The sequence below is a fragment of the uncultured Porticoccus sp. genome (assembly GCF_963975625.1).
GTDB lineage: Bacteria > Pseudomonadota > Gammaproteobacteria > Pseudomonadales > Porticoccaceae > Porticoccus.
On the sequence record NZ_CAXBHS010000014.1, the window covers coordinates 25,212 to 48,084 of the forward strand.

23 protein-coding genes are annotated in these 22,873 nt (G+C 55.7%); 9 read left to right on the forward strand and 14 right to left on the reverse strand.

Annotation, left to right across the window (positions count from 1 at the left end; genetic code table 11):
* The first annotated feature begins 1 nt into the window (after position 1).
* The 3 genes from AACZ64_RS12145 (at position 2) to trpE (ending at position 3,994) form a co-directional block, all read left to right on the forward strand.
* The gene (locus tag AACZ64_RS12145) at positions 2 to 1,522 is read left to right on the forward strand and encodes a 4-hydroxyphenylacetate 3-hydroxylase N-terminal domain-containing protein (protein WP_293615378.1); all 1,521 of its coding nucleotides are present in this window, start codon (positions 2 to 4) and stop codon (positions 1,520 to 1,522) included.
* A gap of 126 nt (positions 1,523 to 1,648) precedes the next feature.
* Positions 1,649 to 2,311 (forward strand): ribulose-phosphate 3-epimerase, encoded by a 663-nt coding sequence (gene rpe / locus AACZ64_RS12150; protein WP_293615379.1) that lies wholly within the window; start codon positions 1,649 to 1,651, stop codon positions 2,309 to 2,311.
* A 216-nt stretch (positions 2,312 to 2,527) separates the two neighbouring features.
* On the forward strand, positions 2,528 to 3,994 hold the full coding sequence (gene trpE, locus AACZ64_RS12155) for an anthranilate synthase component I (protein ID WP_293615380.1): 1,467 nt from the start codon (positions 2,528 to 2,530) through the stop codon (positions 3,992 to 3,994).
* Between the two features lie 163 nt (positions 3,995 to 4,157).
* Here trpE and arsB read toward each other — a convergent pair whose 3' ends face one another.
* The 6 genes from arsB to AACZ64_RS12185 form a co-directional block, all read right to left on the reverse strand.
* Positions 4,158 to 5,276, reverse strand: coding sequence for an ACR3 family arsenite efflux transporter (gene arsB, locus AACZ64_RS12160; RefSeq protein WP_293615381.1), 1,119 nt, complete (start codon positions 5,274 to 5,276; stop codon positions 4,158 to 4,160).
* 66 nt (positions 5,277 to 5,342) lie between these two features.
* Entirely contained in the window at positions 5,343 to 5,573 is a 231-nt protein-coding gene (locus tag AACZ64_RS12165; RefSeq protein ID WP_293615382.1) for a thioredoxin family protein, read from the reverse strand.
* A gap of 56 nt (positions 5,574 to 5,629) precedes the next feature.
* Positions 5,630 to 6,946, reverse strand: coding sequence for a permease (locus AACZ64_RS12170; protein ID WP_293615383.1), 1,317 nt, complete (start codon positions 6,944 to 6,946; stop codon positions 5,630 to 5,632).
* Complete coding sequence (gene arsJ / locus AACZ64_RS12175; protein WP_339640209.1) at positions 6,943 to 8,226, reverse strand: organoarsenical effux MFS transporter ArsJ; 1,284 nt, start codon at positions 8,224 to 8,226, stop codon at positions 6,943 to 6,945. Before arsJ ends, AACZ64_RS12170 begins: the two co-directional genes overlap by 4 nt.
* Before the next feature lie 63 nt (positions 8,227 to 8,289).
* Entirely contained in the window at positions 8,290 to 9,306 is a 1,017-nt protein-coding gene (locus AACZ64_RS12180) for an ArsJ-associated glyceraldehyde-3-phosphate dehydrogenase (protein ID WP_293615385.1), read from the reverse strand.
* A gap of 102 nt (positions 9,307 to 9,408) precedes the next feature.
* Complete coding sequence (locus tag AACZ64_RS12185) at positions 9,409 to 9,750, reverse strand: metalloregulator ArsR/SmtB family transcription factor (RefSeq protein WP_293615386.1); 342 nt, start codon at positions 9,748 to 9,750, stop codon at positions 9,409 to 9,411.
* A 555-nt stretch (positions 9,751 to 10,305) separates the two neighbouring features.
* Between AACZ64_RS12185 and AACZ64_RS12190 the strand changes: the two genes are divergently transcribed.
* Genes AACZ64_RS12190 through trpC form a run of 3 tightly spaced genes read left to right on the forward strand, consistent with a single transcriptional unit; the run spans position 10,306 to position 12,727 of the window.
* Positions 10,306 to 10,884, forward strand: a complete 579-nt coding sequence (locus AACZ64_RS12190) for an aminodeoxychorismate/anthranilate synthase component II (protein WP_339640212.1) — start codon at positions 10,306 to 10,308, stop codon at positions 10,882 to 10,884.
* 5 nt (positions 10,885 to 10,889) lie between these two features.
* Positions 10,890 to 11,921 carry an anthranilate phosphoribosyltransferase gene (gene trpD, locus AACZ64_RS12195; protein ID WP_339640214.1) on the forward strand — a complete coding sequence of 344 codons (1,032 nt, stop codon included), beginning with the start codon at positions 10,890 to 10,892 and terminating at the stop codon, positions 11,919 to 11,921.
* On the forward strand, positions 11,921 to 12,727 hold the full coding sequence (gene trpC / locus AACZ64_RS12200) for an indole-3-glycerol phosphate synthase TrpC (RefSeq protein ID WP_339640224.1): 807 nt from the start codon (positions 11,921 to 11,923) through the stop codon (positions 12,725 to 12,727). Before trpD ends, trpC begins: the two co-directional genes overlap by 1 nt.
* 12 nt (positions 12,728 to 12,739) lie before the next feature.
* On the opposite strand, the gene AACZ64_RS12205 is transcribed toward trpC, so the two are convergent.
* Together AACZ64_RS12205 and crp are read right to left on the reverse strand one after the other, a co-directional pair.
* Positions 12,740 to 13,171 carry a GFA family protein gene (locus tag AACZ64_RS12205; RefSeq protein WP_293615389.1) on the reverse strand — a complete coding sequence of 144 codons (432 nt, stop codon included), beginning with the start codon at positions 13,169 to 13,171 and terminating at the stop codon, positions 12,740 to 12,742.
* A 132-nt stretch (positions 13,172 to 13,303) separates the two neighbouring features.
* Positions 13,304 to 13,909, reverse strand: a complete 606-nt coding sequence (crp, locus tag AACZ64_RS12210) for a cAMP-activated global transcriptional regulator CRP (protein ID WP_293615398.1) — start codon at positions 13,907 to 13,909, stop codon at positions 13,304 to 13,306.
* A gap of 224 nt (positions 13,910 to 14,133) precedes the next feature.
* Here crp and AACZ64_RS12215 point away from each other — a divergent pair, with 224 nt between their 5' ends.
* Together AACZ64_RS12215 and AACZ64_RS12220 are read left to right on the forward strand one after the other, a co-directional pair.
* Positions 14,134 to 14,553 (forward strand): OsmC family protein, encoded by a 420-nt coding sequence (locus AACZ64_RS12215; protein WP_293615390.1) that lies wholly within the window; start codon positions 14,134 to 14,136, stop codon positions 14,551 to 14,553.
* A 527-nt stretch (positions 14,554 to 15,080) separates the two neighbouring features.
* Positions 15,081 to 16,052, forward strand: coding sequence for a LysR family transcriptional regulator (locus tag AACZ64_RS12220; protein ID WP_293615391.1), 972 nt, complete (start codon positions 15,081 to 15,083; stop codon positions 16,050 to 16,052).
* 47 nt (positions 16,053 to 16,099) lie between these two features.
* Here the strand turns inward: AACZ64_RS12220 and coq7 are convergent, their stop codons facing one another.
* Entirely contained in the window at positions 16,100 to 16,744 is a 645-nt protein-coding gene (coq7, locus tag AACZ64_RS12225) for a 2-polyprenyl-3-methyl-6-methoxy-1,4-benzoquinone monooxygenase (RefSeq protein WP_339640217.1), read from the reverse strand.
* Positions 16,745 to 16,814: 70 nt separating this feature from the next.
* Here coq7 and AACZ64_RS12230 point away from each other — a divergent pair, with 70 nt between their 5' ends.
* Entirely contained in the window at positions 16,815 to 17,765 is a 951-nt protein-coding gene (locus AACZ64_RS12230) for an MBL fold metallo-hydrolase (protein WP_293615393.1), read from the forward strand.
* Between the two features lie 12 nt (positions 17,766 to 17,777).
* On the opposite strand, the gene purD is transcribed toward AACZ64_RS12230, so the two are convergent.
* The 5 genes from purD to AACZ64_RS12255 all read right to left on the reverse strand — a co-directional run.
* Complete coding sequence (gene purD / locus AACZ64_RS12235) at positions 17,778 to 19,064, reverse strand: phosphoribosylamine--glycine ligase (protein ID WP_293615394.1); 1,287 nt, start codon at positions 19,062 to 19,064, stop codon at positions 17,778 to 17,780.
* A 96-nt stretch (positions 19,065 to 19,160) separates the two neighbouring features.
* Entirely contained in the window at positions 19,161 to 20,750 is a 1,590-nt protein-coding gene (purH, locus tag AACZ64_RS12240) for a bifunctional phosphoribosylaminoimidazolecarboxamide formyltransferase/IMP cyclohydrolase (RefSeq protein WP_293615395.1), read from the reverse strand.
* A 21-nt stretch (positions 20,751 to 20,771) separates the two neighbouring features.
* A complete protein-coding gene (gene fis, locus AACZ64_RS12245) occupies positions 20,772 to 21,068 on the reverse strand; it encodes a DNA-binding transcriptional regulator Fis (protein ID WP_036859026.1) in 297 nt (98 codons plus the stop codon).
* A complete protein-coding gene (gene dusB, locus AACZ64_RS12250; RefSeq protein WP_036859028.1) occupies positions 21,065 to 22,051 on the reverse strand; it encodes a tRNA dihydrouridine synthase DusB in 987 nt (328 codons plus the stop codon). The genes fis and dusB overlap by 4 nt, the downstream gene beginning before the upstream one ends.
* 74 nt (positions 22,052 to 22,125) lie before the next feature.
* Positions 22,126 to 22,873: DUF3426 domain-containing protein (locus AACZ64_RS12255; RefSeq protein WP_339640220.1), on the reverse strand; the 748-nt coding region annotated here is incomplete at its 5' end.

Below are 22,873 nucleotides of genomic sequence, written 5' to 3' on the forward strand. Positions count from 1 at the left end.
CATGCTGATGACGGCAGCTGAGTATCGTGAATCCCTGCGGCGCTATCAACCCAGGGTATTTATCAATGGCAGTCAGGTAGACAGTGTGGTGGATGAGCCGCTCCTGGCTCCCGGCATTGCAGCAGTGGGAGTGACCTATGACTATGCCTGCAATCTTCGCCATGCGGCGCTGATGACGGCAACCCAGAGTACTTCCGGGAAACAGGTCAACCGGATGTTGCATATCAATGAAAGTGCCAATGACCTGCTGCAAAAGCTGGAAGCCGTCAGATTGGTCTGCGCCGAATCCGGTTGCGCTCAGCGTTACCTGTCTCAGGACGGTCTGAATGCGCTGTTTCAGTCAACCCAATTGACAGACGCCAATCACGGTACCGATTACCATCCGCGTTTTCTCGACTATCTGCACGATGTTCAGGAGCGCGACCTCACCCTGGGCGTAGCGATGACCGATGCCAAGGGCGACCGCTCCCGGCGACCGGGGCAGCAGGAAAATCCGGATACCTATGTGCATATCGTGGAGCGTCGGGTGGACGGGATTGTGATCAGCGGCACCAAGGCGATTGTCACCGGCGCCCCCTATATGCATGAGTTTCTGGTGATGCCCTGCCGCACTCACACGGAAGAAGATGCCGATTTCGCCGTGGCCTGTGCCGTGCCGGTTGACGCACCGGGGATTACCATCGTGGCCCGGCCCGCAGGTCGACCCGGTGAGAGCGCGGCAAAATTCTCCGCGAAATATGGCCAGTCGACCGGCGTGGTCATTTTCGACAGGGTCTTTGTGCCCCACGCGCGCGTGTTTCTGGCGGGTGAATACGAGGAGGGTGGTTTTTTGACCACCAGTTATGCCACCCATCACCGCCACTCCTGTATCGGTGCCCGGGCCGGGTTTGGCGATTTATTGATCGGTGCCGGTGCGCTGATCACCGAGGCCAATGGTCTGGATCCAGATCGCCACGGCCATATTCGCGATGCCATGGTGGAGCTGATTACCATCACCGAAAGTTTTTTTGCCTGTGGTGTGGCCGCGTCGGTTTACTGCGTGAGTGATCCCGCCGGCGTGGCGATGCCCGATCCGGTCTTTTCCAATATCGGCAAGCTTTTGCTGGCCACCAAGATTTATGACATGCACAAACTGGCGCACTATGTTTCCGGTGGGTTGATCGTCTCCCTGCCCGGCCCCGATGAAGATCACAATCCCGAAACCGCCGCATCACTGGCCGCTGTTCTGGGTGGTCGACCCGACATTCCCGCCGCCCAGCGTCTCGAGGTGGCCCGGTTTGTCGAGGACCTGACCGCTTCTCATCAGGGCGGCTGGTATTCGGTGATTTCCCTGCACGGTGGTGGCTCACCGGAGGCCATGAAGCGTGAGATCTGGCGCAATTACCCCGTCTATGAAAAGCAGAATCTGGTGGAGCGGCTGCTGGATCGCGGTGTGCTTGATGAGGGTCAACGCCCCTCAAGGCAGCCCGGCCGCTGCTGCGTCAAGGGCTGTGAAGTGCCCGAGCCGCCGGAGAAAAAATAGCCCACTACTTGCCACGGCAGAATCTTCTCGGGTCGCCGTGTATCAGATTGCGACGCCTGCTGTTCTGCGGCATAGTAAGCCGTCATTGAATAGTAACTCGCCATTGATTAGTACACAGGCCTGACCATGACAGATTATCTGATAGCGCCCTCCATTCTTTCGGCAGATTTTGCCCGGCTAGGGGAGGAGGTAGACGCGGTTCTCGAAGCGGGTGCCGATGTTGTCCACTTTGACGTGATGGACAACCACTATGTGCCGAATCTGACCATTGGTCCCATGGTGTGTAAGGCGTTGCGCCACTACGGCATCAGTGCACCGATCGATGTGCATCTGATGGTGGAACCGGTGGATCAGCTGATTGGCGACTTCGCCGAAGCCGGTGCCAGCTGGATCACCTTTCATCCAGAGGCATCAAAGCATGTGGACCGATCTCTGCAACTGATTCGCGATGCTGGCTGCAAAGGGGGATTGGTGTTGAACCCTGCCTCCAGTCTGGAACAGGTAAAATATGTGTTGGATAAGGTGGATGTCCTGCTGCTGATGTCAGTTAACCCGGGGTTTGGTGGCCAGAAATTTATCCCTGCCACGCTCGATAAGCTCCGCGAAGCACGGGCGATGATTGATGCCAGTGGTCGCGATATCCGGCTGGAAGTCGATGGCGGTGTGACGGTCGACAATATCCGGGCGGTTGCCGATGCCGGTGCCGATACCTTCGTAGCGGGTTCCGCTATCTACGGTGCAGGGGATTACGCTGCGGCCATTGCCGCCATGCGATCCGCCTTACGCTGAAACGCCGAGGCGACTTTGCAGGTTTCGGGGAATCCTTTAGAATGCGCCCACTGATTATTGGAGGGATCCATGGTATCCGGTAGCGGCCAATCTTGTAGTTCTTCTGCTCACCTCAGCTGGCGATGGCGCAGTTGCTGAACCCCGCTGCCTGAAAGGCGGCATCCAAGTTGCCCTATTGTCCGATCTATCTGCGTCCAATGACGCAAGGGAATGACCATGACCCCGAAAGAATTTGCCGCGCTGGCCGAGCAGAACTACAACCGCATCCCGGTGACCCGCGAGGTGTTGGCCGACCTCGAAACCCCCCTGTCCTGTTACCTTAAACTGGCCAGAGGCCCCTATTCCTACCTGTTTGAATCCGTTCATGGCGGCGAGAAATGGGGGCGCTATTCGCTGATTGGCATGCCGGCCACTACCATTCTTAAAGTTTACGGTGACCAATTGACCATCGAGCGCGATGGTGAGCAATTGGTATCGCGAATCACGGATGATCCCCTTCGGGAAATCGAGGAATTCCAGAGCAGTTACCGGATGCCTGAACTGCCGCAACTGCCCCGTTTTACCGGCGGGCTGGTGGGTTATTTTGGCTATGACACCGTTCGTTACATAGAGCCAAGGCTGAAGAAGTCTGTGCCACAAGATGCGTTGGGCACCCCGGATATTCTGTTGATGGTGTCCGACGAAGTGGTGATTTTCGACAATCTGCTGGGCAAGTTGATTCTGGTAGTACACGAAGATGCCTCTGAGCCGAATGCCTGGAATCTCGCCCAGACCCGTCTGGATGAGCTCGAAGTCAAACTGGCAAAACCCCTGCCGGAATTGCCTCCCCTCAATATGCAGGGCAGCGGTCTGCAGGAATCGGCATTTGTCTCGAGTTTTGGCGAGCAGAACTTCAAACAGGCGGTCAATAAAATCAAGGATTATGTGCTGGCCGGTGATGTGATGCAGGTGGTTCCTTCCCAGCGTCTTTCCATGGATTTCGATGGGGAACCGCTGAATCTGTATCGCGCATTGCGCTGCCTGAATCCTTCGCCCTATCTGTATTTTCTGGATATGGATGATTTCCAGATTGCCGGTTCCTCGCCGGAAATTCTGGCGCGACTCGAGGATGGTGAGGTGACTGTGAGACCGATTGCCGGCACCCGCCGCCGCGGTCACACCCCGGAGGAGGACCGTGCGCTGGAAGCGGACATGCTCGCTGACCCGAAGGAAATTGCCGAACACCTGATGCTGATCGATCTGGGTCGCAATGATGTGGGTCGCGTAGCGCAAACCGGTACGGTCAAACTGACCGAAAAAATGTCGGTGGAGCGTTACTCTCATGTCATGCATATCATCTCCAATGTCACCGCACAGGTCATTCCGGGTACCACGGCTATTGATGTGCTTCGGGCTACGCTACCTGCGGGAACCCTGAGCGGTGCACCGAAAATTCGCGCTATGGAAATTATCGACGAACTGGAGCCGGTCAAGCGCGGTGTGTATGGCGGAGCAGTAGGTTATATCGGCTGGAACGGCAATATGGATACCGCCATTGCCATTCGCACGGCGGTGATCAAGGACGGCAAGCTGTACGTGCAGGCCGGTGCCGGCATCGTAGCGGACTCGGTGCCGGAGCTGGAGTGGAAGGAAACCATGAACAAGGCTCGTGCGATTTTTCGCGCCGCTGATCTGGTGATGTGAGCAAGGCCATCAAATGGGCTGACAACCCCAGAAAGTTGGCCGGGCAGATCATCCGGTCAAACCCTCCAAGTGCTGCCAGCTTTGGTGTAATCTCTCTGGTACTGTAGCCGGTTTATGTCGCTTTCCTCTGAGAGTGAAAGAGTAGTGGTCACGGGTGTCACCATCAGTATTTCCTTGGCTGACACTCTGGATCTGGACATGTGTTTGTCCTGCTCGCGGGAAACCAGTGGCTGGTCCGGTTGGCGAAGGCCACCAGCGAGAGCATTACGGGCACTTCTACCAGTACGCCGACCACAGTGACCAGCGCCGCGCCGGAGTTGAGGCCGAACAGGCCAATGGCCACCGCCACCGCCAGTTCGAAGAAATTGGAAGTGCCGATCAGGGCGCAGGGGGCGGCCACATTGAACGGTACTCGCCAGAAATAGGCCGCCGCGTAAGCGATGGCAAAAATACCGTAGGACTGAATCAGTAGAGGTATGGCAATCAACGCAATCAGCAGGGGTTGATCGAGAATGATCTGTCCCTGAAAGCCGAACAGCAGTACCACGGTCGCCAACAGCCCCAACACCGACAGCGGCTTGATGCGTGAGGTAAAGCGCGATATCTGGGCTTCACCCTGAATCCCGGGCCCGGCCTTGCGGATCAGGCACATCCTGGTCAGGGTGCCAGCTATCAACGGGATGACCACGTAGAGCGCCACCGACAGCAGCAGGGTTTCCCAGGGCACGCTGATATCGGTCACACCTAATAACAGGGCGACGATCGGTGCGAAGGCAAAGATCATGATGACATCGTTGAGAGACACCTGGACCAGGGTGTAAGTGGCATCGCCCCGGGTCAGTTGTGACCAGATAAACACCATGGCCGTGCAGGGGGCGGCGCCCAGTAGAATCATGCCGGCGATGTACTGGCTGGCGTTGTCGGGGTCGATCAGGTCGGCGAACACAAATTCAAAAAACAGTACGCCCAATGCGGCCATGGTGAAAGGTTTGATCAGCCAGTTGACCGCCAGGGTGATCACCAGGCCCTTGGGCCGTTCGTGGATGCGCCTGAGGCTGGTGAAATCCACCGACACCATCATCGGGTACACCATGAACCAGATCAGCACTGCCACAATAAAATTGACCGAGCCGTACTCCAGTCCGGCGAGCAGCTGGAAGGTATCCGGCAGCAGGGTTCCCAGCGTTAGCCCGGCAATAATACAGATCAGGACCCACAGTGACAGGTAACGCTCAAACAGGCTGAGTGGAGACGCGGGTTTGCTGGACGGGGCTTCTGTCATTGCGGGTACTCTTTAGCCGGGAAATTAGCTGGAAAATGTTGTGGCGCTCAACTGGTCAATGGCACTTCAGCCCAACAGCGCCTTGACCTCATCGGCAGACGATACCTTGCCTTCGATGACAATATCACCATCGATAGCCAGCGCCGGGGTGCGCATGATGCCGGCATCGATAATGGCGTTGGTATCTGTGATCTTTTCCACCTCATAGGTCAGGTTCAGAGAAGTCGCGGCAGTTTCGGCATTGGCTGCGAGCTGTTTGCACTTGGCGCAGCCTGAGCCATAAATGGTAAATTTCATGGGTTGTTGCTCCTGTCTTGTGGTTGAGAAATGTCGTCGAAAATGGTTTTGGCGCCTTACCAGAAGTTGCCGTAGATGACGCCCGTGGTTGTTGCCATGACCACCACCAGGCCACAGTACACCAGCGTTTTTTGTGTGCCGAGCACTGTGCGGATCACCAGCATGTTGGGTAGCGACAGGGCCGGTCCGGCCAGCAGCAGCGCCAGGGCGGGTCCCTTGCCCATACCGGCACCCATCAGAGCATCGACAATTGGCACTTCGGTGAGTGTTGAAAAGTACATCAGTGCGCCGAGGACGGAGGCAATTATCGTTGATGTCAGGGAGTTGTCACCGACGGCTGCGGCTACCCATGCAGAGGGAATAATTCCCTCGTGGCCAGGCCGCCCGAGGGCAAAGCCAGCAACAAACACCCCGGCCAGCAGCAGCGGCAGTATCTGCTTGGCAAAATCCCAGCTTTGCGCAGCCCATTCGCGGTCGCTGTCACGCAGTGCCGAGATCAGCATCAGTCCGGCAATGCCGAGCGCGAATGGCAATTCCGGCGCAGCGGGTACCGCCAGTGCGGCAATCACAACGACCGCTGCCAATATCAGCAGCTGTGATGCTGGCCACTGCCAGCGCCACACCAGCAGCGCTCCAAACGCCACAGACAGGAGTGCAGTTATCTGCCATTTCCACTGGTAGATCTGCATCCAGACAGCGCTGTCGGCGGCGGTCCAGTTGGCAAACACCAGAATGCCGACCATCAATATGAAGAAAGTCGCGATGACCCCGGTCGGTTTGTCCCCATCCTCGCCACCAAAGCCGCGAGTGTTTGTAATAGCCCGCTGACTTTCCTCCTTGCGGTAAATCAGGTGCATGATGGTGCCGATTACGATGGAAAAAATAATGGCCCCGACGGCGCGGGCAATGCCGATCTCGGCACCGAGTACCTTGGCCGTGACGACAATGGCCATGATATTGATGGCCGGACCCGAGTAGAGAAACGCGATGGCTGCACCCAGGCCGGCGCCGCGTTTGTAGATGCCGCCGAATAGAGGCAGCACAGTGCAGGAGCACACCGCCAGCAGGGTGCCCGATACCGATGCCATACCAAAGGCCGCCGGTTTGGAGGCTTGTGGTCCCAGGTGACGCATCACTGCGCCCTGACTGATATAAGCGGCCATCGCCCCGGCAATCAGGAACGCTGGCAGCAAACACAGGATGACGTGTTCTCGGGCATACCAGTTGGTCAGGTAAATGGCTTCGAGCACTGCATTGTCAAAGCGTTCGGTGCCCGCCGGGATGAAATAGATCGCCAAAAACACTGCCAGCATGGACGCCAGCAGATACGTCTGGCGGGGGTTATTGCGGCAGAGTTCAAGCAGGCGGCTCATTGTGGTGTTTTTCCCTCAGGTTTGGATCCTTGTGGCTCGGTTCCATGGGGCCCGGGGTGTGCCTTTTTGGGCAGGCCGAGCGAAATGATAACGGTGGCAATCAGCATGCCGCCGGAAATCCACAGACAGGCGGCCAGCCCGTTCGCGCCCTGGCCGGCCAGTTGAAACACCCAGCCCGACAGCACCGTGCCGATCAGCCGTCCCATGGCGTTGGCCATGTAGTAAAAGCCCACGTCCAGTGACACGCCGTCACTGCCAGCATAGCTGACGATCAGATAGCTGTGCAGCGAAGAGTTGACGGCAAACAGGGCACCGAACAGCAGCAGACCACCAATCAGGATCAGGGCAGGGCTCATTTCCGTTGTCACCAGTCCCAGAGCAATCAATGCAGGCAATATAGCCAGGCCCGCTGCCCATCGGGTAGCCGATCGGCCATCCGGCACTGACTCTCGGTCCCTTCCGGTAATGCGCGGGGCGATCGCCTGCACTGCGCCGTAGCCAACCACCCAGAGGGCAAGAAATCCACCGGTTTGTGTATGGCTCCAATTCAGGGTTTGCGACAGAAATACCGGCAGGGCCACCACGAACCAGACATCCCGGGCACCGAACAGCAGCATGCGTGCGGCGGAGAGGATGTTGATGGCGCGGCTTTTGGAAAAAATATCGCGAAATCTGGGTTTGTTGCTTGCCCTGCCGAGATCTTTCTTCAGCAATACCAGGCTTGTCAGCCAGACCAGCGCCAGAGCTGCAGCCATCGCCCCCACGGCACCGGTAAAGCCCAGCCACATCAGCAGCAAGCCGCCGAGAAAGAATCCCGTGCCCTTCAGTGCGTTTTTTGAACCGGTGAGAATGGCCACCCACTTGTAGAGCATACCCTGGGCGTCGGCAGGCACCAGCAGCTTGATCGAGCTTTTGGCGCTCATCTTGTTCAGGTCCTTGGCGATGCCGGACATGGCCTGGGCCGCCATCACCCAGGGTACGGTCAGCATTGCCGCCGGTACCAGCAGCATGGCCAGGGCGACGACCTGCAGTGCCAGCCCGAAATTCATGGTGCGATTGAGCCCGAGATGGGCGCCGAGCCAGCCCCCCACCAGGTTGGTGATGACGCCAAAAATCTCGTAAAACAGGAACAGCAGCGCGATTTCCAGCGGTGAGTAACCCAGCCCATGGAAGTGCAGTACCACCAGCATGCGCAGGGCGCCGTCAGTCAGTGTGAAGGCCCAGTAGTTGCCGGTCACTACCAGGTACTGCCGGATGGCCGGGGAGAGTTGGCTCAACATGTCATGTGCCTTTTTTCAAATACCCCGATTGCTAAATGTCCCAGTTTCCCACTGCCTTGATTGCTATGTGCTTTGGTCCGAGCGCCCGACTTGCACCGCCAGTTCGGCGGTCCGGTTGGCGTAGCCCCATTCGTTGTCATACCAGGTGTAGATTTTCACCTGGGTGTTGTTGATCACCATGGTGGACAACGCATCGATGATGCTGGAGCGCGGATCGGTCTTGTAGTCGATCGACACCAGTGGCCGTTCCTCGTAGCCCATGATGTCCTTCAGTGGGCCGGCCTCCGCAGCCGCCTTGAGCAACTGGTTCACGGTTTCGGCGGTGGTCGGTGTCTCCACCTCGAACACACAGTCAGTGAGTGATGCGTTGGCCAGCGGCACACGCACGGCATGACCGTTTAGTCGGCCCCTGAGTTCGGGAAAGATTTCAGTGATGGCGGTGGCCGAACCGGTGGTGGTGGGAATCAGGCTTTCACCACAGGCGCGGGCCCGGCGCAGGTCTTTGTGGGGTGCATCCAGAATGGTCTGGGTGTTGGTGATGCTGTGGATAGTGGTCATGCTGCCGTGGCGAATGCCCAGGTGCTCGTGGATCACCTTGACCACCGGTGCCAGGCAGTTGGTAGTACAGGAGGCCGCTGTGACGATCCGATGCCGGTCCGGGTCGTAGAGGTGATCGTTCACACCCATCACCACATTCAGCGCCTCCGGCTCTTTTACCGGAGCGGTGACCACCACCCGCTTGACGCCCTGGGCCAGATAGGCATTGAGAGTGACGACTTTTTTCATCTTGCCGCTGGCTTCGATGACCAGGTCACAGCCCGACCAGTCGGTGTCTTCGATACGGGTGTTGCGGCTGGTGGTCATGCGCTGCCCGCCCACCACAATGGCGTTGTCGTCAGCGGTGGCCCCGTGACACCAGCGGCCGTGAACGGAATCAAAGGTCAACAAATGCGCCAGTGTTGCCGCATTCCCGGCGGGGTCGTTGATATGGATAAATTCGAGCTCGGGCCAGTCCCAGGCGGCGCGTAATACCAGACGGCCCATGCGGCCAAAACCATTGATGCCAATTTTGATGCTCATAGTCGACTCCGGAAATTTTTGATAACAGTGAACGGTAGCTATGGGCCTCAGTCGCTGGCACGTGACTGCGGCCTGCAGTCAGTAATATTTCAATAGTAACTCTCAGCAACAGCTCCTGTTCTGCCGCTCAATAGCCTGAAGGCGCGACAGATCCTCGCCGAAGGGGGCTTCTGTCCCGAGCCCTTCTTGTGTAGTGGCCAGTACCGCCCGTTGCCACGATTCCAGACCGGGGTGGAGGCTGTAGTAGACCCACTGCCCCTTTCGGTGATCGCTCACCAGGTTACAGGTCCGCAATTGGGCCAGATGGCGCGAGGTCATGGGTTGTGAGGCGTCCAGTGCATCCGCAATATCACAGACACAAAGCTCGTCCCTGGCAAGCAGTAACATTAAGCAGCGCAACCGAGTCTCGTTTGCCAGGCATTTGTAAAATTGGTCAGCTTCCATGAGGCATACCCCTTCAGGCTCTGCGAATTTTTTTATCTTTTTCATTTCTTGTCATTGTTTGACCTGTTAAGCGCCCTAATATATTTGTATATTCGAATAACCATATATTATGGCTGCATCTGTCAGCGGTCAACCCGTGTTCATTATTTACTTCTATGTCATGTGCTTTGAAGTGATGTGGATGGCTCAATTCTGCCACCACAATCTCTATGACCAAATGCGTTGTTTCTCGCCGGGGTGACGTTGCGTTGCAGGGGGAGCGTCCGTAGACGGTCAAGAGTCTTGCCATGCTATAATCGCAGCCGTTTTGCGAGGCCGGTTGCAAGGGTGTCTTCGCTTGGTTCGATTAACCTGATCCAGGTCCGTGCCCCTGCCCCGCCCTGTTTTGATCAGCGATGCATTGTGTTGATGCTTTCGATAAAAAGGTGTCAGTGGTTGCTGTTCTTCCCGCGCTTTGTCACCGCTCCAAACAGCCATGCTGTGATCGACTGGAAACTATAAATAAAACGTGTTAAATGGAATTAACTTATTGAAAATAAAGAGATATTTTTCTCCATGATACTCATGATCGATAATTACGACTCCTTTACCTACAACGTGGTTCAGTACCTGGGTGAACTGAAGGCGGAGGTGCAGGTATTTCGTAACGATGAAATAACCATTGCCGAGGTGGAAGCTTTGGCGCCAGAAAAAATCGTGATCTCTCCCGGCCCCTGTACCCCGAATGAAGCGGGTATTTCTGTGGCGCTGGTGAAAACCTTTGCCGGTAAAATTCCAATTTTGGGCATCTGTCTGGGCCATCAGAGTATTGGCCAGGCTTTTGGTGCCAGAGTGGTGCGCGCGCGACAGGTGATGCACGGTAAAACCTCGTCTATCTATCATGCAGATACCGGGGTGTTTCGGGGTCTGTCCAATCCACTCGAGGCTACGCGCTACCACTCGCTGGTGGTGGAGCGGGAGACGCTGCCGGATTGTTTCGAGATTACTGCATGGACGCGGACCGAAGATGGTCAGGTGGATGAAATCATGGGCCTGCGCCACCGCGACTATGCCCTTGAAGGGGTACAGTTCCATCCGGAATCCATTCTCACCGAGCACGGTCACGACCTGCTACAAAACTTTCTCCGGGGCTGAAGAAGATGGATATACAACAAGCGATAGCCAGTATCCTTGAGCGTCGGGACCTCGATAGCGGCGAGATGCGAGCGGTGATGCAACAGATTATGACCGGTGGTGCCACGGCCGCACAAATTGGCGGTTTTCTGGTGGGATTGCGCATGAAAGGGGAATCGGTTGCAGAAATAACCGGCGCTGCGCAGGTGATGCGTGAGCTGGCCACACCGGTTGCAATCACCGGCGATCATCTGGTCGATATAGTCGGTACCGGTGGCGACAATGCTGGAATCTTTAACGTTTCCACTGCCAGCAGCTTTGTGGCGGCGGCGGCCGGTGCACGGGTGGCCAAGCATGGCAACCGTTCGGTGAGCAGCAAAAGCGGCAGTGCCGATCTGCTGGAATGTGCGGGGGTGCAGCTTGACCTTTCGCCCGAGCAGGTGGCGCTCTGTGTGGAAGAGGTCGGCATTGGTTTTATGTTTGCGGTGAACCACCACAGTGCCATGAAGTATGCCATCGGTCCCAGGCGTGAGCTGGGTGTGAGGACGGTCTTCAACCTGCTTGGCCCCCTGACCAATCCGGCCAGAGTGCCGAATATGTTGCTGGGTGTCTATGACCGCCATTGGCTGAAACCGGTGGCCGAGGTGATGCGTGAGCTGGGTGCCAGGCATGTACTGGTGGTCCATGCTGAAGACGGTCTCGATGAAATCAGTATTGCCGCCGATACCGTGGTGGCGGAGTTGAAGGATGGAGAGATTGTCGAATATACGATTGGCCCGGAGACATTCGGTTTGCGACGGGGATCGCTGGTCAGTTTGCAAGTCAACGATGCCAGAGAGAGCCTGGAAATGGTCAAATCTGCGCTATCCAAAAAAGGTGGAGTCGCCTCCGATATGGTGGCCCTGAACGCAGGAGCTGCACTATATGTGGCGGGAGTTGCCGCAGATCTGGCAGAAGGTGTCAGCCTGGCGCAGGATGCACTAGGCAGCGGCCTGGCAAGGGCCAAGATGGATGATCTGGCAGCGTTCACCCGCTGTCTCAAGGAGCTGGTTAGATGATGAGTGCTGCTGTGAATACACCGACGGTGCTAAAAAAAATTCTCGATCGCAAGATCGAATCAGTTGCGCTTCGCAAGGCAAAGGTTTCAATGGCCGAGCTCAGAGAGCAGTGCCGGGAGCCGCGTGAAATTCGCGGTTTTTCCGCGGCACTGCAACACAAGCTTGACCAGGAGCTTGCAGCGGTGATTGCCGAGGTAAAGAAAGCCTCTCCCAGTAAGGGTCTTATCAGGGAAGACTTTGATCCGGTGAGCATTGCGCGAAGTTATGAAAAAGGCGGGGCGGCCTGTCTTTCCGTGCTCACGGAGGAGGCTTTTTTTCTTGGTGCCGACGAGTATCTTAAAATGGCTCGGGAGGCTACCCGCTTGCCCGTGCTGCGCAAGGACTTCATTGTTGACCCCTATCAGGTCTATGAATCCTACGTACTGGGTGCAGACTGTATTCTGCTGATCGTCGCCGCGCTTGAGCAGCCCTTGATGGAAGAGCTGCACGATATTGCTGTGGAATTGGGCATGGATGTGTTGGTTGAGGTACACAATGAGGCGGAGCTCGATCGGGGATTATTGATTGAGAACCCCATGATTGGTATTAATAACCGCGATCTGAAAACGTTTGAGACGACCCTTGAGACCACTTTTCAGTTGCTGGAAAAAATTCCCGACGACCGTATTGTGATCACGGAAAGCGGGATTGTGACAATCGATGATGTAGCTGCCATGCGAGGGCATGACGTCAATGCCTTTCTGATAGGTGAGACGTTTATGCGCGCCGGTGAGCCAGGCCTGAAATTGCTGGAAATGTTTAATTAAGGCCCAGCGCCGTCACCAGGGTTGCTTCCAGTGTTGCTCGATGCCCTCCGGGATCTGGTACCAGTCCTGTTTTTCACTTGTCCAGACATGCATAACGGGATGGATCATGCGGGTGTCTGACAGGGTTCCCGGCTTCAGTTTGATGATATCCGGTTGAGCCGGATTGAAATGATAGATGCGGTTGCCGCAATTCGGGCAAAAGGTCGCGCAATTTCGGTTACCGTTTTCCGCCAACCGCTCCCAGGCTTGCATCTTTCCGTTAATCTTTAAGTCGTCCCGCTTTACCATCGCCGTGATGCTGAACGCACTGGTAGAAAGCTTCTGGCACTCTCGGCAATGACAGACGATCACCTTGATGGGTGCAGCCAGCAGTTCATAGGTTACTTTTCCGCACTGACATGAGCCGGGAACTGGATAGTGAATATCGGCATTTTTCATTGACATTCTTTGTATCCGTCTGGGGCAGTTTAAGGGAGGCTGGAGCTGTCAGGGCGAAGGGGTAACGAGCGGGGTTAGATTGGGGTAGCGCCAAACAGGCCCCCGGTAAATTTTTTTCATATAACCAGATAGCCGGTATTAGCGAGTACCGAACACGACCATGGTTTTGCCTTTTACCGACACCAACCCCTGGTCTTCAAGGGTTTTCAGTACCCGGCCAACCATTTCCCGGGAGCAGCCGACAATTCTTCCGATTTCCTGACGAGTGATCTTGATCTGCATGCCATGGGGGTGGGTCATGGCATCGGGCTCCTTGCACAGATCCAGTAGTGTCCGTGCCACGCGACCGGTAACATCCAGAAAGGCGAGATCGCCCACTTTACGGGTGGTATCGCGCAGGCGCTTGGCCAGTTGTACGCCGATAGCAAATAGAAATTCCGGGTGCTGTCTGGAGAGTTCCTGAAATTTGCCGTAACTGATTTCGCCGACTTCACACTCTGTTTTCGCGCGAATCCAGGCGCTTCGATCCGGCTGCTTGAACAGTCCCATTTCACCAAAAAAGTCGCCTTCATTGAGGTAAGCCACAATCATCTCGCGACCATCGTCGTCTTCAATCAGGACAGTGACAGAACCCTTGACGATGTAGGAGAGGGTGTCGCCCTCATCGCCAGCGTAAATGATGGTACTTTTGGCTGGATACTTTCTGCGGTGGCAGTGAGCGAGGAACGCTTCCGCGTTTGGCATGTGGGGTGTGATGGGTGCAGGAGCCAACTTGGTTTCCTCCTCATGGCGAGGTTTTTCAAACAGAGCACCCATTATGGGCACAAACGCCTCGCTGTCCAAGTTAGATTTTACCATCACCTGTTGCTCCCTATTGCAATACGCATGTGCGTCAAGTCAGTTGATTCTAGGAGTAAAGGCACATCAATTATGTTAGCCTTTCGGCACTTTTTGGATTGAGTGTCGTCATGAGAGCAAAAGTCATCTGGGGTGGCGATGTAAAATTCACCGCAGAAACAGAATCTGGTCATCAGGTCGTGATGGATGGTCCGCCGGATCACGGTGGCACAAATCAGGGCGCCCGCCCCATGGAGATGGTTCTCTGTGGTATGGGGGGGTGTTCATCGTTTGATGTGGTGCATATTCTCAAAAAGAGCCGTCAGGATGTGACGGGTTGTGTGGCAGAAATTGATGCGCAGCGCGCGGATGACGTCCCCGCTGTGTTCACCAGCATACACATCCACTTCGTGGTCACCGGCCGGGGCCTGAAAGAGAACCTGGTGAGTAATGCGGTAAAACTGTCCGCAGAGAAATACTGTTCCGCGTCTATCATGTTGACCAGAGGCGGTGTCGCAATTACACACAGTTACGAAATCCATTCTGGCTGACAGTCGCCAAAAACTTCCCGCGCTGGTTGAAGAGCTCCCCCGACTCTCCGGGTGGTGTCTTGCGCGCAAAAAAAAGGGCAGCGAAGCTGCCCAAGGGATTTTAAATAGGAGGGAGATAAAAAGTATCAATGGATTGTTTGAGAAGCCAACCTGTCTGAACAAACAATAGGCTAACTATAGTTCACGCCTAATCATGATTGAAATGTATTAAATTTATCTGACTCATTCCCTGTATTTATTTCTTCTGTGCATGCAAAAAAACAGGCAACTTGCGTTGCCTGAAAAAGATATAGAGGGAGTAAGAGAACTACACTTGAATGACCTGATAATTCAATACTGGGAGTATTTCACTCATCCGGCACATTCACGGGACTTCGGGTTCAGCGACACCAGGTAACCGGTGAGGGGGTGCCGCTTGGTGAAAACTACGTCTTGGCCCCGCTTGGTACAGTGTCAATATAGTCATTGACTAACCATGACTCAAATGTATTAAGATAATAGTATTCATAATCTATAGGAATGTTTTTGTGGATACCAAAATTCTGTCCCGTGTCGACTTGAACTTGTTGGTGGCCCTTCAGGTGTTGCTGGAAGAGCGCAGTGTGACGAGGGCCGCGGAGCGACTGTTCATTACTCAGCCAGCCATGAGTAAAACCCTTCAGCGTCTCCGGGACCTATTCGATGACCCCTTGTTTATCCGCAGTGGGCGAGGGCTGATTCCAACACCCAGAACCAATGAGTTGGCTGTCCATCTGCCGACACTGTTGGCGGGTGTGTCGGATTTGGTGGCCAGTAGCAAATTTGACCCCCTTACTTATGAGGGAGAAATTTGCATCATGACGGCAGAGTTCATCGCGGTGCAGGTGGTGCCCACCCTCACCCAGAGAATAATCAGGGAAGCGCCGAGAATGTCACTGACGCTGACCAGTGAGGCCGAGGAAGAAGGACGTGCGCTGGAGGATGGTGATCTGGATTTTGCCATCGAAATTTCTCGTCCCTACGGCAGTGAATATCATGTGACTCCGCTGGGTAGTTTCACGCCAGCCGTGTGGATGCGTGCCGAGCACCCGCTTGCCAAGAAAGACAAGTTGACCCTGGTGGAAATGCTTGAATACCCTTTTATTCAGTATTACCTGCTGTTGACGGGTCCGATCTCGGCCAATGCCGAGAGCCGGTTTGACCGAGAGTTGGCAAAACATGGTCTGAAGCGGCAGAAAACCCTGGTCACCACACAGTTGATGACAGCCATGGATGCCCTGTGGCATACCGATTGCCTGATGATGGCCACCATGCATGACCTTAAAATCGAGAGTGAGTCATACGGTATTGTGCGTAAACCCTACCCGGAAGAACTGGAGTTTGATAATACCGTTCCGGTGGTATTGGTGCAGCATGTCCGGACCATCAAGTCGCCGGCTCACCAATGGGTCAAAGATCAGATTATTGGCATTGTTCAGGACATCAAGGAGCAGGCTCGACAGGCCGCCCGCGCGCGTTGACTATTTTGGGTAAACAACAGCGGCTATTCAATGCGTATTAACAGGTCCTAAATATGGTAGCTGGTTTTGGTCATGGCGCCGGAGATCAGCGACATCAAGCCCTTCACTGGTGAGGGAAATTCCAGGCCGCCAGCCTCCTTTGCCACTGCTGCATGTTTGCCCTCATCTTCCAGCATTTTCTGCACAATAGCCCGGCTTTTGGTGTCATTTCCCGGCAGTATTTCGAGATGATTCTTGAGGTGTTGGCAGACCTGCTGTTCAGTGGCTGACACAAAGCCGAGGCTAAGTTTGTCACTGACCAGTCCGGTGGTTGCTCCAATTCCAAAAGACAAGCCGTACCAGATTGGATTCAACAGGCTGGTGTGTCCACCCAACTGCTTGAGCCGGTCCTGGCACCAAGCCAGATGATCAATTTCCTCATCGGCAGCCTGTTCCATCTCAGTGCGAACCGAAGAGAGTTTGGCCGTCAGAGCCTGTCCCTGGTAAAGCGCCTGGGCACAGACCTCTCCAGTGTGGTTGACTCGCATCAGACCTATCGCATGCCGCTTTTCAGGCTCATCCAGCGTGTGCTCGTCGGCTGTTTTTCCCGGTGACAGGCGGGTCGGTGCCGGAGGCTCCGCTGCCAGGGTGCGAAGGGCGCGGTCTACCTGAAGAAGAAGTCGATCGAGTTTGGTAAGCTGCCTCGTGCGCACGGTTTTGCCCTAAACTGTTGATGGTGACAAGATTGTAGCAAAATCCTCCATCAACACACGAGGGCAATAGATGATAGGTCATCCACAGCAGCATCTCGGTTACGGTATTTATTGTATCGACGCGCAATACGTGAAGTCGGGACAAGCCTGTTGTTATCTGCTGGTGGACGACGGTGAGGTGGCGATTATTGAAACCGGGACCAGTCACACCGTGAGTGCTATCAGTGAGGCACTGGATTCATTGGGTCTGGCGGCAGACGCTGTTCGCTACGTGATTCCCACCCATGTGCACCTTGACCATGCCGGTGGCGCCGGATTGTTAATGCAGCGTTACCCGGAAGCCCGGTTGGTTGTTCATCCCCGCGGCGCTCGTCATCTGGTGGATCCCGCAAAACTGGTAGCGGGTGTTATCGCTGTCTACGGGGAGTCTACCTATCGGTCGCTGTATGGCGAGCTTGTGGCTGTGCCTGAAGATCGCATCATCAGCGCCGAGGACGGGTTGCGACTGAATCTGGGTGGGCGCACACTGGAGTTTCGTCATACGCCGGGACATGCCGAACACCATTGTTGTATTTGGGATAAGGTCAGTGGTGGCTGGTTTACCGGAGACACGTTTGGTCTCGCCTACCTGACTCCGGCGCTGGGGAGTGATCGGTTTATCATGCCCACCACAACACCAGTGCAGTTTGCCCCTGAGCGCCTGCTCAGTTCGCTGGATTTACTAATGAGTTATCGGCCCCGGCGGGTTTATCTCACCCACTACAGCCTGCTGGATGAACCTGAAAATTACGTGATGTCGCTGCGCGAGCAAATAAATGTCTGGTGTGACATGGCGCTGTCTCTGGAGGCTGGGCCAGAGCGGGAGAGCACGATTTACAAGCGGATAAAAGCGCTCACGCTGACACGGATACAGGCTCATTGGCCGGATGCCGACATGGCGATGATTGAGCAGGATCTTGACATGGATCTTGAACTGAATGCTCAGGGCCTTGAGGTCTGGTTGCAGCGTCAGCAGCAGTAGCTCAGCTTGCTTTCAAACCTTCTCCCGTGCGATCGCCCGATAGCCAATATCGTGGCGAAAATAGACATCATTCCAACAAATCTGTTCTGCCAGCTGGTAGGCTCGCTGCTGGGCCTCAAAGACCGTGTTGCCCAGCCCGACGGTGCAGAGCACTCGCCCGCCGTTGGTGACAACCTCTCCATCAACCTCTCTGGTCCCCGCGTGAAACACCTTGCTGTCTTCTGTGCCGGAAGCGGAAAGACCTGAGATGACATCACCCTTGCGGTAGTCATTTGGGTAACCTCCCGACGCCAAAACGACACCCAGTGCGGCCCGCGGGTCCCAATCAACCGTGCAGTGGTGAAGTGTCTTGTCCAGTGCCGCAGTACAGAGTGCGACCAGGTCAGATTTTAACCGCATCATGATCGGCTGGGTTTCCGGATCACCGAAGCGGCAGTTGTACTCAATCACCTTGGGGGTGCCGTCGGGCATGATCATTAGCCCGGCATACAGGAAACCGGTGTAACGGTTGCCCTCTGCGGCCATCCCCTGCACAGTGGGCTGAATGACCTCAGCCATGACGCGCTCGTGAATTTCAGGAGTCACCACCGGCGCGGGGGAGTAAGCCCCCATGCCACCGGTGTTCGGCCCCAAGTCACCGTCATCCCGAGCCTTGTGATCCTGCGATGTCGCCATTGGCAGGATGTGCTCCCCGTCCACCATGACAATAAAGCTGGCTTCCTCACCAGCCAGAAACTCTTCGATAACTACCCGATGGCCGGCATCGCCGAAGGCGTTGCCCGCCAGCATATCGTGCACGGCGTTTTCGGCTTCCTCCAGGGTTTTGGCGACAATGACCCCTTTGCCCGCGGCCAGGCCGTCGGCCTTGATGACAATGGGAGCCCCTTTCCCGCGCAGGTAGGCAAGCGCCGGTTCGATCTCAGTGAAATTCTGATATTCCGCAGTAGGGATGTTGTGACGCGCTAGGAAATCCTTGGTAAAGGCCTTGGAACCTTCAAGTTGTGCGGCCCCTTTCGAGGGGCCAAAGGCCCGCAGGCTGCGGTCGGCGAAAAAATCCACAATGCCGTCCACCAGTGGCTGTTCCGGGCCGACGATGGTCATGGCGACGTTGTTCTGCTGGGCAAAATCTGCCAGTGCTGCAAAGTCGTTGACATCAATAGCGACATTCTGGACACCCGGTTCCCGCGCTGTGCCCGCATTGCCCGGTGCCACAAAAACCATTTCTACATCCTTGCCCTGGGCTGCTTTCCACGCCAGTGCGTGTTCCCGTCCGCCGGAGCCGATCACCAGAATATTCATGCGTAATTCTCTTGCCTTAAATGACAGAGACGGTTGTGTTGGCAGGGCACAACCGCCACAAAATCAACGTGATAGGAGTAACGTCATCGTGCATTATCAGTGACGGAAGTGCCGCATACCCGTAAACACCATGGCCATGCCGTGTTCGTTGGCGGCGGCGATCACTTCCTCGTCGCGGATTGAGCCACCCGGCTGAATGACGCAGCTGATGCCCACTGTGGCGGCGTTATCAATACCGTCCCGGAACGGGAAGAAAGCGTCCGAGGCCATGACGGCACCCGTCACTTCCAGTCCCGCGTGCTCCGCCTTGATGGCGGCGATACGGGCGGAGTTGATGCGGCTCATCTGCCCTGCCCCCACACCGATAGTTCGGTTGTTTTTTGCGTAAACGATGGCGTTGGATTTCACCATTTTGGCTACCTTCCAAGCGAACAGCAGGTCTGCCAGCTCATCATCTGTGGGTTTTCGGTCGGTGACCACTTTCAGATCGGCGGCGGAGACCATACCGTTATCTCGATCCTGTACCAGCAGGCCACCGTTAACCCGTTTGAAGTCAAAGTCCTGTGGGCGGGTTTTGCCCCATTGGCCACATGCCAGCAGGCGCACATTTTTCTTGCTGCTGACTGCGGTCACTGCCGCATCAGAGACGCTGGGAGCGATGATGACTTCCACGAACTGTTTTTCGCAGATGGCTTCGGCGGTGGCCGCATCCAGCTCGCGGTTGAAGGCGATAATGCCACCGAAGGCGGATTCCGGGTCAGTGGCAAAGGCCAGGTCATAGGCGGTCCCGATATCCGCTGCCACGGCCACGCCGCAGGGATTGGCGTGTTTGACGATCACGCAGGCGGGCTGATCGAATTGCTTGACGCATTCCAGGGCTGCGTCAGTGTCGGCGATATTGTTGTAGGACAACTCCTTGCCTTGCAATTGACGGGCGGTGGCGACGCTGGCCTCCGCCGGACTGGCCTCCACGTAGAAGGCTGCCTTCTGGTGTGGATTCTCGCCGTAGCGCATTTCCTGAATTTTCAGAAACTGGGTGTTAAAGGTGTCGGGGAAGTCGCGTTTCTCGTTGGTGCCCGGCTCAAAATTGAAAGGGCGGGCACCGAAGTGGTTGGCGATCATGCCATCGTAGGCGGCAGTGTGCTCAAAGGCTTTGACCATCAGGCTGTAGCGCGTGTCATAACTGAGTTGGCCGCCGTTGGCCTGCATTTCATCCAGCACTGCACTGTAGTCGCCGGCATTGACCACAATGGCGACATCCTTGTGGTTTTTAGCCGCGGAGCGAACCATGGTAGGGCCGCCGATATCAATATTTTCAATGGCGGTTGGCAAATCGCAGGCGGGATCGGCCACGGTGGTGGCGAAGGGGTAGAGGTTTACCACCACCATGTCGATGGGCAATATGCCATGTTCATTCATGATGCTGTCATCGGTGCCACGGCGACCGAGGATGCCTCCATGCACTTTGGGATGAAGGGTTTTGACCCTGCCGTCCATCATTTCCGGGAATCCAGTGTAATCCGAGACTTCCCTGACACTGATGCCATTCTCGTTGAGTAGGCGGTAGGTGCCGCCTGTAGAGAGGACCTCGACTCCCTGACTGCACAATGCCCTAGCGAATTCAACAATGCCTGTCTTGTCCGAGACGCTGATCAGGGCGCGGGAAACTTTACGCAAGTCGCTCATATGGTCCTCAGTGTTGGTATTTTATAGTAGATTGTATTGTTTGAGTTTTTTTCGCAGTGTGCCACGGTTCAGGCCAAGCATTTCTGCCGCCTTGCTCTGGTTGTTGCGGGTATAGCTGAGCACCGCCTCAAGCAGGGGTTCCTCCACCTCTGTAAGTACCAGCTGGTACAAATCATTGGTCGGCTGTCCGTCCAGATGCAGGAAGTATTGTTGCAGTGCGGTTTCCACACAGAGGCGCAGGGATTTGTGATGGTGCGTGGTATCCGATGGCTCGGCACTTACCTCGGCCTGGATAGTGAATGTATCAATGGCGCTCATGCGGCTTGGTCCCAATTGTTCTGTCCTGCCAAGTAGGTGTGCAGGTGGTCTATTTGTTCGTTATGGTTGTCCAGCTGGTTGAAAGACCGGCGAAAGGTTTCACCGCCGGGCAGGCGTTCAACGTACCAGCCCACATGCTTGCGGGCAATCCGGATACCTGAATATTCCCCGTAGTGCCTGTGTATGGCGCGAATATGGTCAACCACCTGGGCAGCGAATTCCTGCCCGGAGAGGGATTCCGGTAGCGAGCCGTGTTCCAGGTAGTGATTGATCTCACGAAAGAGCCATGGATTGCCCTGGGCAGCGCGGCCAATCATCACGGCGGTGGCACCGGTGTGGTCAAGCACTGCTTTGGCATCCTTCGCAGAACGGATATCACCGTTGGCGAATACCGGGATATCGACTGATTGAACCACGCTCGCAATTGTGTCGTATTCAGCTTGGCCGTTGAAGCGACAGGCGCGGGTGCGTCCGTGGACAGCAAGCGCCTGGATGCCGCAGTCTTCGGCAATCCGGGCAATGTTGAGCGCGTTTCGATTTTGAGTGTCCCACCCGGTGCGAATTTTCAGCGTGACGGGGATGTCGACGGCCCTGACCACGGCGGAAAGAATAGCTGCTACCAACTTCTCATCCTGGAGCAATGACGACCCGGCTGCCCGTTTGCAAACTTTTTTGGCGGGGCAACCCATATTGATATCAATGATCTCGGCACCGAGCTCCCTGTTTTGTCGGGCGGCATCTGCCATGAGTGAGGGGATGCTGCCGGCAATCTGTACAGATCTAGGCGAGAGCTCATCCTTGTGGATCAGCCGCTGTTGGCTCTTCCGGGTGTGCCACAGGCGGGTATCGGAGGTGATCATCTCCGATACGGCCATGCCAGCACCCTGTGCTCGACAGAGTTGGCGAAATGGCAAATCTGTCACGCCGGCCATGGGTGCCAGTATGGTTCGTGATGCCAGCGCATGTTGACCAATCTTCACCAAGTTGGGTTGCCTCAATCTAAGCTCGGAAAAAACGGGGTGTTGATGATACCCGCTCTTGGCCGACGGAATAAAGATTATTTGGGAATGAATAGCAGATAACTGACGGCGTCCTGTCCGGGATCAATCAGCTCCAGCTTAAGTTTCACCGGTTGTCTGGCGGGCATCATGGTCATGTCGGCCAGGTCTCCGTGCAGGTATTCTTTGGGCTGAAAACGGCGTTGCGCAAGGATTTCCCCCTGCAGGTTTTCAAATCTTAGCACCAGCGACGGGAAAGGTTGTGCAAAGCTGGCCTCATTGATCAGGACAGCATCTACGCTCAGGGCATCGGGTATATCCGGGTGGCTGTAGACCATTAATTGATCGCTGCTGATTTTGTTCAGGTCCTGCAGGGGTGACAGTTCACAGCCCGCCACCTCGCAATAGCGGCCTATCCATTGCCGATTGCCCGGATCCTCGCCAATCACATCGGCGAAAAAATACAGGTACTGTGCAGCCAGCAGAGCGGAAGCCAATAGGGAAAGTGTCAGCCATAACCAGGTTTTTCGCCGGGGTCTGGCGGGGGGATAAAAGAGAGTTGTGTCGCTCTGCAGGTGCAGTGGATTATCTTCTACCACATCCTGTGGCGGATTTTCAGTGGCTTTGCCTGCCCGCTCTGTCGGTGAGTTATCTTCGGACTGCTGAGTGGATTCAGCTGTTGCTGAGTCGGGCCAGTGGATATCGATTTGTTCCGGAAGTCTTGCCTGGATGACCGTTTCGGCTTCAGGCTCATCCTGCTCCTGCTCCTGCTCCTGCTCCTGCTCCTGCTCCTGCTCCTGCTCCTGC

What these genes read in the sequence shown, in the direction of transcription:
- trpE (WP_293615380.1), top strand. Translation starts at nt 2,528, where the DNA reads ATGACCCCGAAAGAATTTGCCGCGCTGGCCGAGCAGAACTACAACCGC.
- purD (WP_293615394.1), bottom strand. Translation starts at nt 19,064, where the DNA reads ATGAATATTCTGGTGATCGGCTCCGGCGGACGGGAACACGCACTGGCG.
- fis (WP_036859026.1), bottom strand. Translation starts at nt 21,068, where the DNA reads ATGAGCGCCATTGATACATTCACTATCCAGGCCGAGGTAAGTGCCGAG.
- arsJ (WP_339640209.1), bottom strand. Translation starts at nt 8,226, where the DNA reads ATGTTGAGCCAACTCTCCCCGGCCATCCGGCAGTACCTGGTAGTGACC.
- AACZ64_RS12205 (WP_293615389.1), bottom strand. Translation starts at nt 13,171, where the DNA reads ATGTCAATGAAAAATGCCGATATTCACTATCCAGTTCCCGGCTCATGT.
- AACZ64_RS12230 (WP_293615393.1), top strand. Translation starts at nt 16,815, where the DNA reads ATGATAGGTCATCCACAGCAGCATCTCGGTTACGGTATTTATTGTATC.
- trpC (WP_339640224.1), top strand. Translation starts at nt 11,921, where the DNA reads ATGAGTGCTGCTGTGAATACACCGACGGTGCTAAAAAAAATTCTCGAT.
- AACZ64_RS12215 (WP_293615390.1), top strand. Translation starts at nt 14,134, where the DNA reads ATGAGAGCAAAAGTCATCTGGGGTGGCGATGTAAAATTCACCGCAGAA.
- AACZ64_RS12180 (WP_293615385.1), bottom strand. Translation starts at nt 9,306, where the DNA reads ATGAGCATCAAAATTGGCATCAATGGTTTTGGCCGCATGGGCCGTCTG.
- AACZ64_RS12145 (WP_293615378.1), top strand. Translation starts at nt 2, where the DNA reads ATGCTGATGACGGCAGCTGAGTATCGTGAATCCCTGCGGCGCTATCAA.
- AACZ64_RS12165 (WP_293615382.1), bottom strand. Translation starts at nt 5,573, where the DNA reads ATGAAATTTACCATTTATGGCTCAGGCTGCGCCAAGTGCAAACAGCTC.
- trpD (WP_339640214.1), top strand. Translation starts at nt 10,890, where the DNA reads ATGGATATACAACAAGCGATAGCCAGTATCCTTGAGCGTCGGGACCTC.
- AACZ64_RS12185 (WP_293615386.1), bottom strand. Translation starts at nt 9,750, where the DNA reads ATGGAAGCTGACCAATTTTACAAATGCCTGGCAAACGAGACTCGGTTG.
- AACZ64_RS12170 (WP_293615383.1), bottom strand. Translation starts at nt 6,946, where the DNA reads ATGAGCCGCCTGCTTGAACTCTGCCGCAATAACCCCCGCCAGACGTAT.
- rpe (WP_293615379.1), top strand. Translation starts at nt 1,649, where the DNA reads ATGACAGATTATCTGATAGCGCCCTCCATTCTTTCGGCAGATTTTGCC.
- arsB (WP_293615381.1), bottom strand. Translation starts at nt 5,276, where the DNA reads ATGACAGAAGCCCCGTCCAGCAAACCCGCGTCTCCACTCAGCCTGTTT.
- crp (WP_293615398.1), bottom strand. Translation starts at nt 13,909, where the DNA reads ATGCCAAACGCGGAAGCGTTCCTCGCTCACTGCCACCGCAGAAAGTAT.
- AACZ64_RS12190 (WP_339640212.1), top strand. Translation starts at nt 10,306, where the DNA reads ATGATACTCATGATCGATAATTACGACTCCTTTACCTACAACGTGGTT.
- purH (WP_293615395.1), bottom strand. Translation starts at nt 20,750, where the DNA reads ATGAGCGACTTGCGTAAAGTTTCCCGCGCCCTGATCAGCGTCTCGGAC.